This is a genomic window from Oleiharenicola lentus (assembly GCF_004118375.1).
GTDB lineage: Bacteria > Verrucomicrobiota > Verrucomicrobiia > Opitutales > Opitutaceae > Lacunisphaera > Lacunisphaera lenta.
This window is the reverse complement of the sequence record NZ_SDHX01000001.1, coordinates 2134367-2149213: the sequence shown is the minus strand read 5'-3', so window position 1 is coordinate 2149213 and position 14847 is coordinate 2134367. Positions and strand designations below refer to the sequence as shown.

At 65.0% G+C, this 14847-nt stretch carries 14 protein-coding genes and 1 tRNA gene; 6 read left to right on the top strand and 9 right to left on the bottom strand.

From position 1 onward, the window contains the following. The first annotated feature begins 15 nt into the window (after positions 1-15). From ESB00_RS19645 to ESB00_RS08895, 3 genes are all read left to right on the top strand, one after another. On the top strand, positions 16-168 hold the full coding sequence (locus ESB00_RS19645; RefSeq protein WP_164976114.1) for a hypothetical protein: 153 nt from the start codon (positions 16-18) through the stop codon (positions 166-168). A gap of 33 nt (positions 169-201) precedes the next feature. Further along, the gene (rsmI, locus tag ESB00_RS08900) at positions 202-924 is read left to right on the top strand and encodes a 16S rRNA (cytidine(1402)-2'-O)-methyltransferase (protein ID WP_129047345.1); all 723 of its coding nucleotides are present in this window, start codon (positions 202-204) and stop codon (positions 922-924) included. Positions 925-1007: 83 nt separating this feature from the next. After that, entirely contained in the window at positions 1008-1961 is a 954-nt protein-coding gene (locus ESB00_RS08895; protein WP_129047344.1) for a Ppx/GppA phosphatase family protein, read from the top strand. A gap of 141 nt (positions 1962-2102) precedes the next feature. Here ESB00_RS08895 and ESB00_RS08890 read toward each other — a convergent pair whose 3' ends face one another. The 5 genes from ESB00_RS08890 to lpxK all read right to left on the bottom strand — a co-directional run bounded on the left by ESB00_RS08890 (position 2103) and on the right by lpxK (position 8642). Continuing rightward, positions 2103-3023 carry an RluA family pseudouridine synthase gene (locus tag ESB00_RS08890; RefSeq protein ID WP_246026439.1) on the bottom strand — a complete coding sequence of 307 codons (921 nt, stop codon included), beginning with the start codon at positions 3021-3023 and terminating at the stop codon, positions 2103-2105. 138 nt (positions 3024-3161) lie between these two features. Beyond that, positions 3162-4820 (bottom strand): SPFH domain-containing protein, encoded by a 1659-nt coding sequence (locus tag ESB00_RS08885; RefSeq protein ID WP_129047342.1) that lies wholly within the window; start codon positions 4818-4820, stop codon positions 3162-3164. 136 nt (positions 4821-4956) lie between these two features. Continuing rightward, positions 4957-5949, bottom strand: a complete 993-nt coding sequence (locus tag ESB00_RS08880; RefSeq protein ID WP_129047341.1) for an adenosine deaminase family protein — start codon at positions 5947-5949, stop codon at positions 4957-4959. 142 nt (positions 5950-6091) lie between these two features. After that, on the bottom strand, positions 6092-7210 hold the full coding sequence (locus ESB00_RS08875) for an aminopeptidase (protein WP_129047340.1): 1119 nt from the start codon (positions 7208-7210) through the stop codon (positions 6092-6094). A 223-nt stretch (positions 7211-7433) separates the two neighbouring features. Beyond that, complete coding sequence (gene lpxK, locus ESB00_RS08870) at positions 7434-8642, bottom strand: tetraacyldisaccharide 4'-kinase (protein WP_129047339.1); 1209 nt, start codon at positions 8640-8642, stop codon at positions 7434-7436. A 94-nt stretch (positions 8643-8736) separates the two neighbouring features. Here lpxK and ESB00_RS08865 point away from each other — a divergent pair, with 94 nt between their 5' ends. After that, on the top strand, positions 8737-9819 hold the full coding sequence (locus ESB00_RS08865; RefSeq protein ID WP_129047338.1) for a pyridoxal-phosphate-dependent aminotransferase family protein: 1083 nt from the start codon (positions 8737-8739) through the stop codon (positions 9817-9819). A 142-nt stretch (positions 9820-9961) separates the two neighbouring features. Here the strand turns inward: ESB00_RS08865 and ESB00_RS19870 are convergent, their stop codons facing one another. Together ESB00_RS19870 and ESB00_RS20190 are read right to left on the bottom strand one after the other, a co-directional pair. Further along, positions 9962-10117: a GIY-YIG nuclease family protein gene (locus tag ESB00_RS19870; RefSeq protein ID WP_218938718.1), complete on the bottom strand. Its 156-nt coding sequence runs from the start codon at positions 10115-10117 to the stop codon at positions 9962-9964. Continuing rightward, the gene (locus ESB00_RS20190; protein WP_218938717.1) at positions 10114-10260 is read right to left on the bottom strand and encodes a GIY-YIG nuclease family protein; all 147 of its coding nucleotides are present in this window, start codon (positions 10258-10260) and stop codon (positions 10114-10116) included. Before ESB00_RS20190 ends, ESB00_RS19870 begins: the two co-directional genes overlap by 4 nt. Before the next feature lie 166 nt (positions 10261-10426). Here ESB00_RS20190 and ESB00_RS08855 point away from each other — a divergent pair, with 166 nt between their 5' ends. Next, positions 10427-13234 carry a DNA topoisomerase III gene (locus ESB00_RS08855; RefSeq protein ID WP_129047337.1) on the top strand — a complete coding sequence of 936 codons (2808 nt, stop codon included), beginning with the start codon at positions 10427-10429 and terminating at the stop codon, positions 13232-13234. A 140-nt stretch (positions 13235-13374) separates the two neighbouring features. Then, positions 13375-14325 (top strand): hypothetical protein, encoded by a 951-nt coding sequence (locus ESB00_RS08850; protein ID WP_129047336.1) that lies wholly within the window; start codon positions 13375-13377, stop codon positions 14323-14325. 111 nt (positions 14326-14436) lie between these two features. On the opposite strand, the gene ESB00_RS08845 is transcribed toward ESB00_RS08850, so the two are convergent. Beyond that, entirely contained in the window at positions 14437-14703 is a 267-nt protein-coding gene (locus ESB00_RS08845) for a hypothetical protein (RefSeq protein ID WP_129047335.1), read from the bottom strand. A gap of 69 nt (positions 14704-14772) precedes the next feature. Continuing rightward, positions 14773-14847: transfer RNA gene (locus ESB00_RS08840), tRNA-Gly, on the bottom strand.

The window sequence follows — 14847 nt, the reverse complement described above, 5'->3', positions numbered from 1 at the left end:
AGGTCTCCTCCAGACATGCCCTCCTCCCGCAAAACCCTCTTCGCGCTGCTGCTGCTCACTCTCTCGTTGCTCGGCTTCTCCGGTTGCGTCGATCCCAAGCAGGATTCCTCCATCCCGTGGAACCGTCCGGCCACTTGGGAAGGCCGCATCCCCGGCATGGGTCAGTAACCCGGTCCTGAACGCGGCCGACCCCGCGCCCGCATGACCGCCCCGGCCGCCAATGCGTCGCTGACGCCCCAGCCCGGCCACCTCTACGTGGTGGCCACGCCCATCGGCAACCTCGCCGATCTTACCGAGCGCGCCCGCGCCATTCTGGGCGCCGTGGACCTCGTCGCCTGCGAGGATACCCGCACGACCGGCTCCATGCTCACCCGCCTCGGCCTGCACCGCGAGCTCGTCGCCTACCATGACCACAACGAGACCGAGGCCGCCGACCGCCTGGCCGACGCCATCGCCGCCGGCAAATCCGTCGCCGTGGTCAGCGACGCCGGCACCCCCGGCCTGAGCGACCCCGGTTTCCGACTCGTCCGCGCCTGCCGCCGCCGCGGGTTGCCCGTCGTCCCCGTGCCCGGCGCCAGCGCCCTGGTCGCGGTGCTCTCCGCCGCCGGGCTGCCCACCAACGGTTTTCTGTTCGCCGGTTTCCTGCCGCCCAAGTCCGCCGCGCGCCTCGCCTTTCTCAACAAATACCGCGACTTCGACTACACGCTGGCGCTCTACGAGAGCTGCCACCGCATCGACAAGTTCGCCGCCGAGATCGTCGAAACCCTTGGCCCCGACCGCGTCGTCTGCATCGCCAAGGAAGTCACCAAGCTCCACGAGACCTTCCACCTCGGCCTCTCCGCCGACGTCCTGGCCAAACTCACCGCCGGCAGCCTCAAGGGCGAATTTGTCGTCCTCATCGCCCCGAAGGATTTCACACTTTAGGCCCACGGAACACACAGAATACACGGAAATAAAATTCTCTGTTCTTCCGTGTGTTCTGTGTATCCCGTGGGCACTCTTTCTCCGTGTCATCCGTAGTTAAAAAGCCCGCCCTCGTCGCCGTCATCGATATCGGCAGCAACTCCATCAAGAGCCTCGTCGCGGCCCGCGCGCCCGACGGCCAGCTCGTGGCGCTAAAGCAGCGCACCCTTGATGCCCGCATCAGCGCCGGCATCAGCAAGGACAAGCCCGTCCTCAGCGAGGAAGGGATGACCCGCGGCCTGGGCGCCATTCGCGAACTGATCGAGGAGGTCGGCCAGCGCCGACCGGCCAAGATCCAGCTCGTCGCCACCAGCGCCGTGCGCGACGCCAGCAACGGCGCCGCCTTCCGCGAGCGCGTGAAGAAGGCTACCAAACACGACATCCGCATCCTCTCCGGCGACGAAGAGGCCAACCTCGTCGGTCGCGGCCTCACCTGCGACCCCGCCCTCGCCGAACTGCAGAATTTCTACGTCTTCGACCTCGGCGGCGGCAGCCTCGAGTGCCTCGCCTTCCAGAACCGCAAGATCCAGCAGGCGGTCAGTCTCCAGCTGGGCTGCGTGCGCCTGACCGAGAAGTTCATCAAGGATCCGGCCGCGCCCGTCCCGATGGAAACACTCGCCGAGATCGCCGCCCACGTGACCGCGACGGTCAAGGAAGCCGGGATCAATTTCAACCTGCCCGAGTCGGTGGCCATCGGCACCGGCGGCACTGTGACCACGGTCCGCGCCATCCTCGGAGCCCGTGAACAGCTCCGCGCCGAGGAAACCTCGCCCGCCGTCGGCACCGACCAGCTGCGCGAGCTGCTGACGACCTTGAGCGCCCTCTCCCTCGACCAGCGCAAGCGCGTGCCCGGCATGCCTTCGGCCCGCGCCGATGTCTTCCCCGCCGCTCTCACGACGGTGGTCGCCCTCGCCGAGTTGGGCGGCTTCGCCGGCTTCATCCACTCCTTCTACAACCTCCGCTGGGGCCTCGCCTCGGAGATGCTGGACCAGATGTGATTCCATGATGGAACCGGGACGCCCACGTCCCGGTTGCCGCTCCCATGGAGGGCCGGTCTCCGCATCGGCCGTGTCTAGCTTAGTTCCGGCCGGTGCGGAGACCGGCCCTCCAGCAAACATATCGCATCCTACGACCCCGTCCTAAAGCTTCCGCAGCCCCGCCAGCATCAGCTTGAAGTCCTTCGGCAGCGGCGCGCGCAGATCGAGCACTTTGGCGCTGACGGGATGCGCGAACACCAGATGTTCCGCGTGCAGCATCACGCGCGGTGGCACGGGGAGCGCGGCATTCGGTTTCCAACCATAGGTCTCATCGCCGAGCACCGGGTGCCCGATGGACTTCAGGTGAACCCGGATCTGATGCGTGCGCCCGGTGTGGATGCGGCAGCGCAGGTAGGCCGCTTGTCCGGCGAAAGTCTCCACCACTTCCCAATCCGTCCGCGACGGACGCCCGCCCTCGCCCACGGTCATCCGATGCCGGTGCACCGGGTGGCGGCTGATGGCGCGGTTGATCGTGCCGCTGGGGTCCTTCGGCACACCCGAGACCAGCGTGACGTATTCCTTTTGCAGCGAACGTGACGCGAATTGGTCGGCCAGCGCGCGGTGCGCGGCGTCGTTTTTCGCCACGACCAGCAGGCCGGTCGTCTCCTTGTCGAGCCGGTGCACGATGCCTGGCCTCTCCACGCCACCGACGCCGCTCAACTCGCCTTCGCAGTGGGCCAGCAGCGCATGGACCATCGTATCCTCGCCCGTGCCCACGCCCGGATGCACGACCATGCCCGACGGCTTGTTGAGCACGATGAGATGCTTGTCCTCGAAAACCACCTCGAGCGGGATGTCCACGGCCTTGAGTTCTGCCGGCTTCACTTCCGGAAAAGAGAACTCGATCACCTGCCCCGCCCGCACGTCATCCGCCTGGGCGATGACCTTGCCGTCAGCCTTCACCAAACCCGCTTCCAACGCTCGCTGAAACGCCGCCCGGCTGTGCTCGGGAAAGGCCGCCGCCAGCACCTTGTCGGCGCGTTCGCGGCGGGAGCCTTCGGGAACGGTGTAGGAGGTGGTCACGCTCCTGCATGTCATTCTGAGCGCAGCGAAGAATCCAGAGTATTATGCGCCAGGTGTGGCTGGATTCTTCGCCCGGTTCAGGATGACACGCTGAGGGAGGGCCCGCGTTGCTGCGGACCGCTCCTCAGCTTGGAATCATCACTTCCCCGCCGGCTTGGCGGTCTCCGCCGTCTGCGCGCCGCGCAACAGGGTCGCCGCAAGCGCATCCGTGGCCGAGCCGTCGCCGCCAGATTGCACGAGCACTTCGGGGGTGATCTTGATCTTGCCCTCGCTCACGAGCTTGAGGCTCTCAAGCAGCGTTACTCCCTGGGAGCCGATGGCGGCGGCGAGGAGTTCATAGCTTTCCTTTTTCGCCTGCGAGGTGATGCGGATGGTCTCGGCCTCGCCCTTGGCGGACTCGACCTGGGCGCGGGCGCGCTCGGACGCGGTGCGCACGGCAAACTCGGCCTCGACCAGCTGTTTCTGCTGATCGGCTTCCTCACGGGCGCGGATGAACTGCTTGCGGGTCTGTTCAGTCTGCTCCTGCTGCTGGAAGGTCTGCTTCTGGTTGAGCGCGACCTCGCGGTCGGTCTGGGTCTGGAGCAGCTGCTTGCCGGCGTCGGTGGCATCGAGGCCGATGGCACCGATGAAGGCGCCCTCGAACTTCAGTTTGTGCTCTTTGAACTGCTCGTCGATCATCCGGGTCGTGGTCGTCTCCACGCGGCTGCGCGTGGCAACGAACTCCAGGGCACCGAGTGTTTCGGCGACGTTGCGGAGGGCCGCGCGGACGGTCGGCAGAATCAAACGGGCCTCGAGCACCTCGAGTTCCTCGCCCTCCTGCTCATCCTTCACGATGCGGTCGGGATCGCCGAGCAGGGCCACCATGTAGGCGGCGTTCTCGGCCGTGACAGAAAGCGACAGGCGAACCTCCACGGGGAAGGTGAAACCGTCCTTGGAGCGCACGCGCACCGAGTCATCCCAACCCGGCTCGTTCCGCGCCGGCTGGTTGCCGCGCGCCGCGGTAGAGGGGCCGCGCTCCACATGCTGGTAGGTGTAAACACGCTGCGTCGTGCGGACCTTGATGACCTGAAAAGCATCGGGGTGCAGGTTGTAGGCGCCGGGCAGAAGCGGTTTGTTCCAGATGCCGCGATGGCCCGGCGGGACGATGTCCACGCCGTTCACCGAGGTTTTGTCGGACCCGTCGTAGGTGGTGCCGGCGTTGGCCTTGACCACGCCGACCTCGCCCGCTGACACGAAGGTCACGGGCTTCATCTGCACGCTGAAGAGTGCCGGGTTGAAACGATAGCGGCCGGGCGTGAGGATCGTGAGCTGCGGGCCGCGGCGGCTGTCGGGGCTTTCGAGGAATTTCCGCGCGTTGAGCATGTCGTCGGCCGATTTCCAGGCGGGCGCATAAACATCGCCCGTGGAGAGTGTGCGGCCGTCCTGGGCGGTGACGATGCCGAGCTGCCCCTCGGGGACGAGCACGGTGTCCACCTTGCGGACCTCGTAGGACCACGGCCAGTAGCCGAAATGCCAGCCCGGCCCGAGCACGTCGGCCTGCGGACCCTTCTCGCCCTTGAGCGCGATGATCTGCCCGGCGGGCAGATCGGAGCCGAGGGTCTTGATGACGAGGCCGGTCTCATCCTCGGCGACGTTCACCGCCGAGGCGAAGATCAGCACGCCCACGCCGATCAGCACGAGCAGCACGGCGGCGCCGCCGACCGAGCCCTTGCCCGCGGGCGTTTGGGAAAAGCCGCGCAGCGCGAATGCCACGAGTCCGGCAAAAAGAAGCAGACCGCCGATTACGAGTGCTGACATGATGATTCCTTCGTTGGGGTGATTAAGTTGAGCCCAAGAGCTACCGGCCGGCGCAGCGAAGTCAATGGAACGGCCGTTACGAATGCCCGGAGATTTTCAACGGGGCCGCGGCTCAGCGGGAGCTGAGCCCTCCACTTCAGACCACCACCTGGTCCAGCTCCGCCAACCAGGCGCGCTTCTGCGCCTCGGGCAGCAGGGCGACGTCGAAGCCGTTGCGCGCGATCTGCACGAGCTCGCGGCGTTCGAAACCGCTGCGGTCGGCGAGCGCGACGTATTCGTCGTTGATGCGATTGCCGAAGGAAATCGGATCGTCGGTGCTGATCGTCACCTTGACCCCCGCGTCGAACAGCCGGCGGATCGGGTGGTTCGCGAGGCTGATGCCGGGCATGAGCTTGTGGTTGCTGATCGGACACATGTCCAAGGCGATGTCCCGCTGGATCAGTTCCCGCACGACGGCCGGATCCTCAACCGCGCGCACGCCGTGCTCGATGCGGTGGGGGTTCAACTCGTCGAGCACGCGCTTCACGAAGTCGGCGCCCATGAACTCGCCCGCGTGGGCCTTGGTGTATTTGCCCGCCCTTCGCGCCGCCGCCCAGTAGGGCGCGGTCCAAGGCTCGAGCGGGGCGTCCTCAAAACCGTGCAGGTCGATGCCGGCGAGGTCGCGCCAGCCAAGGGCGTCTTCCAGCACGGGCCTCATCTTCGGTCCTGCGCCGTTGTGGTGGATGCCGAGAAAGACGCGTACCTCCAGTTCGTCCGGCACCGCGGCGATGATGGCGGAGAGCACCTCCTTGCCGTCAAGACCGAGAAACTCAAGCGCACCCGACGCAAAGCTCGTTTCGAGATACTTCACATTCTGCGCGACCAGCCGCGCGAAGATGACCTTGGCCGCCTCATGATAGCGCGCCGGCGTGGTGTACCAAGAGAACGCCATGTCGAGCAGGTCCTTCTCGAAATGCGCGAAGTCGCGGAACTTGAAATTATGCGGCCACGAGACCGGCGGTTGGGCGAACTCCGGCCGCACGCGGCGCAACAGCTCCAGCGGCAGCGCGCCCTCCAGATGCAAATGCGTTTCCGTCTTCGGCAGGGATTGCGCGAAGGCGAAGTGCGGGGAGTCGGAGATGGCGGGCATGATTGAAAGGATTTACTCCCGGAGCGTCATCCTGAGCACAGCGAAGGATCCAGGCGACGGCGGTGCGATCATGACACTGGATTCTTCGCTCCGCTCAGAATGACAGATGTCGTGATTGGGTCAGTTCCGTCGGCGGCCGAAGTTATTTCACCTTCAGCAGCTGGTCGGGATTCAGCTTCTTCAGGGCGGGCGTGGTGAACAGGCCGTCCTTGCGGATGAGCTTCCCGTCGAACCAGATTTCGCCGCCGCCGTATTCGGGCCGCTGGATGCTGACCATGTCCCAGTGCACGGCCGACTCGTTGCCGTTGCCGGCGCGCTCATAGGCCTTGCCGGGCGTGAAGTGGAAGGAGCCGGCGATCTTCTCGTCGAAGAGGATGTCGCGCATCGGCTCCGTGATGTGCGGGTTGAACCCGATGGCGAACTCGCCGATGTAGCGGGCACCGGCGTCGGTATCGAGAATCTCATTCAGGCGCTTCGTGTTGTTCGCGGTGGCCTCGACGATCTTGCCCTTCTTGAAGACGAGCCGGATGTTGTCAAAGGCGGTGCCGAGATAGACGGTGGGCGCGTTGTATTGGATGACGCCCTCGACGCTGTCCTTGACCGGGCAGGAGAACACCTCGCCGTCGGGAATGTTGCGCAGGCCGCCGCAGGCCTCGGCGCCGATGCCCTTGATCGAGAAGGTCAGGTCGGTGCCCGGGCCCTTGAGGTGGACGCGGTCGGTCTTGTTCATCAGGTCCTCCAGCGCGGCCATGCCGGGGCCGTAGCGGCGGTAGTCGAAGGTGCAGACCTTGAAATAGAAATCCTCGAACGCCTCCGTGCTCATGCCCGCCTGCTGGGCCATGGCGCTGGAGGGCCAGCGGATGACGACCCACTTGGTCTTGTTCACACGGTAATCGAGCACGGGCTTCATGGCCTTGGCCACGAGCTGCACCCGCTCCGACGGCACATCGGAGGTCTCGAAGATGTTCTCCGAGCCGCGCGCCGCGATGTAGGCCTGCATTTTCTGCATGCGGGCCAGTTCGATGCCGGAGGTGAGCTCGTATTGCTCCTTGCTCGCTCCCTTCAGCAGCTCGCGCGTGATGCGGGCCTTCTGGATGTTCACGTAGGGCAGCGCGCCGCGGTAGCGGGCCGCACGGACCAACGCGATGACAAACAGGTCGGGCACATCGAAGGCGTCGATCAGGACTCGCTCGCCTTTTTTCAGGTCGCAGGAAAAGCCGGTCAGAACCTCGGCCAGCCGGGCATAACGGGGATCACTCATGGGCGTTACTAACGCGGCAGACCGGGAGGCATTCAATCCCAAACATGCCTCACGTTTCTGTCATCCTGAGCGCAGCGAAGAATCCAGCGATCACGGCACCGGGAGGGCCACCGAGTCTTGTGGGCGGCCAGCTTGCTGGCGCCACAGTAAACACGAAATTTTCGTGGCGTGAGCAAGCTCACCGCCCACCCAGCGGGGTTCGGAGACCCCTCCTACAAAAACCTCACAGCGGCGGATTCGACGCCAGCACCGGCTCGCCCCGCGGGAAGCAGATCTTGCCGACCGCCTCGTCGAAGTCCGACGCGCCGCGCAGAATGTCGATTTCCAGACGAAGATAATAGCACGGCAGGGGGATCCTGCGCGTCGTGTCGATGCGCACCGCGTCCTTCTCCGTCGTGATGACCATGTCCACACGCGCTTCCAGCGCCTCGTGAAAGACCGCCTGCAGCTCGTCGGTCGTGAACCGGTGGTGATCGAGGAAGCGTTTGGTGTAGTCCAGCCGCGCGCCGGTCTCGCGCAGGAAGCCCTCGAAGCTCTCCGGTGCGGCGATGCCGCTGAAGGCGCCGATGCGCTTGCCGGCGATCGCGGAGAGCGGCAGCCGCTCCCCGCCGTCGATGCGCTGGAGATACTGCGGCTTGTGTGCGCACTCGATGATTTCGGCGTCGGGGTTGAAGCGGCGGATCATCGCCTCGAGCTCGTCGTCGCGCACGCCCTTGGACTTGGTGAGGAAAACGTAGGACGCGCGCTTCAGGTGCTTGATGGGCTCGCGCAGGATGCCGCGCGGCAGGAGGAAGCCGTTGCCGAAGGGGTTGGTCTTGTCCACCAGCAGCAGGTTGAGGCGGCCCTTGAGCGGCAGGTATTGGAAGCCGTCGTCGAGCACCAGCGTGTCGCAGCCGAACCGCTTGATCGCGTAGGCCCCGGCCTTCACGCGGTCCTTGTCCACGAGCACGACCACGCCGGGCAGGTTGCGCGCGAGCATGAACGGCTCGTCGCCGGCCACCTCGGAGTCGAGCAGCACGGTCTTGCCGTCGCTCACGATGCGCGGCGGGGCGTCCTCGGTGTGGTTGAGCCAGAACCACCATTTTTTCCAGAACGGCGGAGCCTTGCTCTTGTAGCCGCGACTGAGGATGGCGACCTTCCGGCCGCGGTCACGGAGCGCGCGGGCGAACTTCTCCACCACGGGGGTCTTGCCCGTGCCGCCGACGGTGAGGTTGCCCACCACCACCACGAGGCAGCCGAGCGGCTGGTCGCGCAGGATGCGCTTGCGGTAGAGCCACCAGCGCAGCTGCACAATGCCGCTGAAAAGATACGAGCACGCCTGCAAAAAGGCCCCGAACACAACGGCCGGCATGTCCTCGCGCCGGCCCATGATCACGTCGATGGCGAATTGCTCGAATTGGTCGGCCTTATGACGGAACCAGCGGTTGGGCATGCACAAAATAGGCTTTGACGCTTGAAAGGGGTGGTTAGTCAGTGTGTGTTAGCCGCTGGTGTCCGCACATGCAACACCGGCCTCACTTTTCACCATGAGCTACAAACTCTTCATTCCCGGACCGATCGCGGTCTCCGAGAAAACCCTGCGCGCGATGGCCCAGCCGATGATCGGCCACCGCAGCAACGACTTCGTCGCGCTCTACCAGTCCATCCAGCCGGACCTGCAGGCCCTCTTTTTCACGCAGGATCCGGTCTATATCAGCACCAGCAGCGCCTGGGGCGTGATGGAAGGCGCCATCCGCAACCTCACCCAGAAGAAGGTGCTGTGCTGCATGAACGGCGCGTTTTCCGACAAGTGGCTTGATGTCGCCCAGCGCAGCGGCCTCGCCGCCGCCGGCCTGAAGTCCGAATGGGGCCAGCCCGTGGACCCCGAGGCCCTCCGCAAGGAACTCGCCACCGGCCAATACGACACCGTCACCCTCATCCACAACGAGACCTCCTGCGGCTGCATGAGCGACCTGCCGGCCATCGCCGCCGTGCTGAAACAGTTCCCTGACGTCATCAGCATCGTGGACACGGTCAGCTCGTTCAGCGCGATGCCGATCAAGAAGGACGAACTGGGCATCGATGTCATCATCACCGGCTCGCAGAAGGCCCTCGCCCTGCCCCCCGGCCTCTCGCTGCTCACGCCCTCGAAGCGCGCCCTCGCCCGCGCCGCCCTCTGCAAGACCCGCGGCTATTACTTCGACCTGCTCGAGTTCCAGAAGAACCACGAGGCCGGCATGACCCCGAGCACGCCGGTCATCCCGCTCATCTACGCCCTCAAGTCCAAGCTCGAGGACATCAAGGCCGAGGGCGCCGAGGCCCGCTACGCCCGCCACGCGCGCCTGAACAAGACGGTGCGCGACCATGTGCTCGCGAAAGGCTTCAAGCTCTTCCCCAAGGAGGGCCACGGCTCCGTCTCGCTTAACTGCTTCGCCAACACGCTCAACGTGGACCTCGCCGCGCTGAACAAGATTCTCAAGTCGAAGCACAAGCTCGTGATCGACGGCGGCTACGGCAAGCTCAAGGGCCTGACCTTCCGCATCTCGAACATGGGCGACGAAACCGACGAGACCATCGCCGCGATGCTGAAGTCGCTCGACGCCGCGCTTGCCGAGCTGGGCGCGAAGTAAGGCGACCACAATCCCACGCGACAAACTTCCAAGGCGCGCCACCCGGCGCGCCTTTTTTGTTATACTTGAGAGCGGCCAAAGCGACCGAACATAATACCAATTCCCACCCCCGTCATCCTGAGCCCCGCGAAGGATCCAAGCCTCACCCGAACCAGTTCGCAGCCAAGTCATCCCAATCGGCATTCGCCGTCTCAATCAGCTCGATCTTCCTCTTTCGCGTCCAGCCTTTGATTTCCTTCTCCCGCGCAATGGCGTCGCGCACATCATGAAACTCCTCGAAACAGACCAGCGTAATCACGCGATACTGCTTGGTGACCCCTCGACGGCCCCGGTTCGGTGCTGCCAGACTCGCGTGCGCAGGTCCGTTGTCACACCAACATAGAGTGTGCCATTTTTCCGACTCGCGAGCAGGTAAGTCCAGGCGCGGCGTTGTACAGGCATGACGTGGGTTCTCCCCTTGGATCCTTCGCGCGGCTCAGGATGACGCAAGCGGTCATTCCCCGTTCATCCGCAACCGTTTTCCCTCGCACACACGCGCCCGCGCGCGGCTCGCGTAAAAAGTATTGCTTGTCATTCCGCGTGGCGCCGCCTAACGGCTCGCCCCCACATGAAGACACTGGTCATCGCCGAGAAGCCTTCCGTCGCCGCCGATCTGGCGCGCGCGCTCGGCAAAGTTCCGAAGAAAGGCGACCATTACGAGAACGACGAATATGTGATTTCGTCGGCGGTCGGCCATCTGGTGGGACTTCAGATGCCCGAGGACATCGACAAGAAGAAATACGGCTTCTGGCGGCTCGAGACTCTCCCGATCATTCCCGACGAATTCGAGCTGATGCCCCTGCCCGAGGGCAAGGATCGCTTCGCCCAGCTGAAAAAACTCCTCGCCCGCAAGGATGTCACCGCCGTCATCAACGCCTGCGACGCCGGCCGCGAGGGCGAGCTGATCTTCACCTATATCTACCAGCTCACGAAGTGTAAGAAGCCGTTCTCGCGGCTGTGGATGTCGTCCATGACCAACGAGGGCATCCAGGCGGCGTTCAAGAGCCTGCGCACCGCCGAGCAGATGCAGGGCCTGGCCGACGCCGCCCGCTGCCGCAGCGAGGCCGACTGGCTCATCGGCATCAACGGCACCCGCGCCATCACCAAGCGCATGTTCGGCTCCCGCGCCGGCAACGTCGCCTCGGTCGGCCGCGTGCAGACCCCCACCCTCGCCATCGTCTTCAACCGCGAGCTGGAGATCCGTAATTTCAAGCCCCGCGGCTACTGGCGCATCACCGCCAAGTTCGGCGTGGCGAAGGGCGAATACGAGGGCGTTTACCAGCGCCCTGACTTCAAGAAGTCCGACGACGAGCACGACCGCGTGGACCGCGTGTGGGACGAGGCCATGGCCAAGGCCGTCCACGCCGCCTGCGCGGGCCAGCCCGTCGCGAGCGTCACCGAGGAAAAGAAGCCTGCCACGCAGATCGCGCCGCGCCTCTACGACCTCACCACGCTCCAGCGCGAAGCCAACAGCCGGTTCGGTTTTCCCGCCAAGCGAACGCTCCAGATCGCCCAGGCCCTCTACGAGCGCCACAAGATGATCACCTATCCCCGCACCGACTCGCGCGCGCTGCCGGAGGATTACATCCCGCTCGTCCGCCAGACCCTCGCCAACCTGCACGGCGACCTCAAGGTCCACGCCGAGCGCGTGCTCGACAAGGGCTGGGTCCAGCCGAACAAGCGCATCTTCAACAACGCGCAGGTCTCCGACCACTTCGCCATCATCCCGACCCAGCACGAGGCCAAGCACCTCGACGAGGCTGAGGCCAAGCTGTTCGACATGATCGCCCGGCGCTTCGTGGCGACGTTCCACCCGGTCGCGGAGTTCGACGTCACCACGCGCATCAGCACGGTCGCGACACACAATTTCAAGACCGAGGGCAAGGTTCTCACCTCGCCGGGCTGGCTCGCGGTCTATGGCAAGACGACCGTGGACGAGGATTCCGCCGACTCCAAGGCCCTGCCCGCCCTCTCGCCCGAGGACAAGGCCAAGGCGAAAACCCTTTCCGCCGAGCTGCACGCCGAGTCCACCAAGCCGCCGCCGCGCTACTCCGAGGCCACGCTGCTCTCCGCCATGGAAGGCGCCGGCAAGCTCATCGACGACGAGGAATTTGCCGAGGCCATGAAGGAGCGCGGTCTGGGCACACCCGCCACGCGCGCCGACACCATCGAGGGTCTCGTCAACCAGAAGTATCTCGACCGCAACCAGCGCGAGCTCGTCCCCACGGCCAAGGCCGAGCAGCTCCTCCAGTTCCTCGGCGCCGTGAAGGCCGAGAACATCACCAGCCCCGCCATGACCGGCGAATGGGAGTGGCACCTCCGCGAGATGGAGCACGGCAAGTTCGCCCGCGAGAAGTTCATGGCCGAGATCGTCAAGGAGACGAAGGGCATCGTCGAGCGCGTGAAGGGCTTCGAGGAGGACGACTCCGTCGCCCGCACCACAGACATCATCTCCCCCACCGACGGCAAGCCGCTGAAGGAAACGCTCCGCGGCTACAAGTCGCAGGACGGCGAGCTGATGGTCTACAAGATCGTCGGCGGGCGCCGCATGGAGGAACCGGAGGTCAAGCAACTCGTCGAAAACCGGCAGGTCGGCCCGCTCGACGGCTTCATCTCCAACAAGACCCGCAACCGTTTCTCCGCCGTGCTCAAGCTCGCCCTCGTCGAGGAGGAGAAGAAGGGCGAGGTCGTGAAGAAGTGGAAGACCGAGTTCGACTTCGGCGACAAGGTGGACATCGGCACGCTCACCCCGATCTGGTCGGATCCGAAGACCGGCGCCGACCTCTGCGAGAGCGGCAGCAGCTTCATCGTCCGCGAGAGGAAGTCCGACGGCACCTGGGAGCAGACTTTTCGCATCGGCCGCATCATGTGCCAGAAGCCCATCCCCGCCGAGCAGGTCATCAAGCTCGTCGGCGAGGGGAAGACCGACCTCATCGAAAATTTCATTTCCAAGAAGGGCCGCCCCTTCAGCGCGTTCCTCAAGAAGGAAGGCGGCAAGTTCGCCTGGGAGTTCCCGCCGCGCGCCCCGAAGCTCGACAAGGACGGCAAGCCCATCGAGCGCAAGGCCCGCGCCAAGGCCGACCTCTCCAAGGCCACGGTCCTCGGCGAAAGCAAGACGCACCCCGGCGGCCAGCTCGTCGAACTCGGCGACGCCTACTACGTGCGCAAGCCCGACCAGGACAACCGCCAGGTCTTCAAGCTCTCGAAGAAACTCTGCGAGGTGAACCTTCCCGTCGAGCAGGTGCAGAAGCTCCTCTCCGACGGCCGCAGCGACCTGATCGAGGGCTTCGTCTCCAAGCGTGGCAACAAGTTCAGCGCCTACCTCGTCCTCGCCCAGAAGCAGGACAAGGCCGACTTCGAGTTTCCTCCTCGTTAAGGAGAGTGGTGGAACTCGCGCTCCGCGCGGGTTTTCGCAGACACGCCGGGCCCAGTCCGCGACGGGGCGGGGGCTCCACCTTCGCCCCACCCGCTTGCACTCCCCTGAAACCTGCGGACATTGACCGCGTCTTACCCACCGTGACCACCCCGCAACGTCTGGCTGTCTCCACCCTGGCCATGCTGACCCTTGGTCTCGGCGCCTTCGGCTACAGCGAATACACCGCCCGCCGCGCCGCCGAAGAACGTTTGAGTCAGCTGCAGCAGGAACTCGCCCGCCGCCAAGCCGCCAGTCCCGAGAAAGCCCCGGCCGTAACGGCCGTGACCGAGTCCGTGCCTGCACCGGTCGAAGCCCCACCCGAGCCTTCGCTGCCCGCCACAGCCGAAGTTGCCTCAACCGCCCCCTTGCCCCGGGGTGGCCCCGGCAGCGACTGGCAGGCGATCATGGATTCACCCGAGGTCCAGCAGCTCATGAGCCTGCGCGCCCGCGGCCAGTTGGATGGCCGTTACTCCGCGCTCTTCGCCAGGCTCCGGCTTTCGCCCGCCCAGCTTGAGCGCCTCCAGCAGCTGCTGGTGGACAAGCAAAACACCTCGCGCGATGTCGCCGCCGCCATGCGCAGCCAAGGCCTCTCCACCCGGCGTGAAAACGCCGACCAGATGCGCTCGCTGGTGCAGACCGCCAACGCAGAGATCGACAACCAGATCCGCAGCGAGCTGGGCGAAGCCGTTTTTTCCCAATATCAGGAATACGAACGCACCCAGCCGCAGCGTAACTTCGTGGACCGAGTCCAGCAGCGCCTCAGCTACACCAGCGAGTCGCTCAATGAGCAGCAGGCCAGCAGCCTGGTGGCGATCCTCGCCCAAACCTCCAGCTCGCAGACCAATCCGGGCCGGGGCGCCTTCGGCGGACGCGGTGGCGGCAACGTCACTCTGACCGACGAAACCATTGCCCAGGCAGGCTCCTTCCTCTCAAGCAGTCAGGTAAAGGCCCTGCAGGAACTGCAACGCGAACAGCAAGCCCAGGCCGAACTCGCCCGCCGCGCCCGCGAAAATTTCAACGCGCGCCGCTCATCCGGCACCGGCACGCCCTGAGTCGCGGGCCATTGTGACCTGCAACAGCAGACGCAAAAAAGCCGCGTCCGATCAGGAACGCGGCTTGCTTCTGCGGGGCGGCCAACGACGGCGGCCCAGTGCGCAGCAGGCTCAGCTTTGGGTCTTCTTGGCGGCCGCGTCCTTGTCCTGCTTCTTCTCTTTTTTGCCGGCGCCCTTGCACTTTTCACAGTTGTTGTCGGCCTTGGCGGCCTCAACACAGCATCCGTGGGTGCATTGGTCGCCCTTGGATTCGGCTTTGGCGCAGCAGCCGGCGGCCTTGGCGGGCATTTCCTTGTCTTTCTTTTCGCCCTCTGCCTGCAGGGCCATGGCCGTGAAGCCGAGAACGAAGGACGCGACGATTATACGGAGGGATTTCATGGTTGTGGGGGTTAAGATTGGCCGCGGGATCCCGTGGCCGGGTAAATGAGTTCTTCCGGGGCTTTAAAGTGGTGCGCCATGAGGGAATCGAACCCTCCTCTCATGCTTGGGAAGCACGCATAATAGCCGATATACTAATGGCGC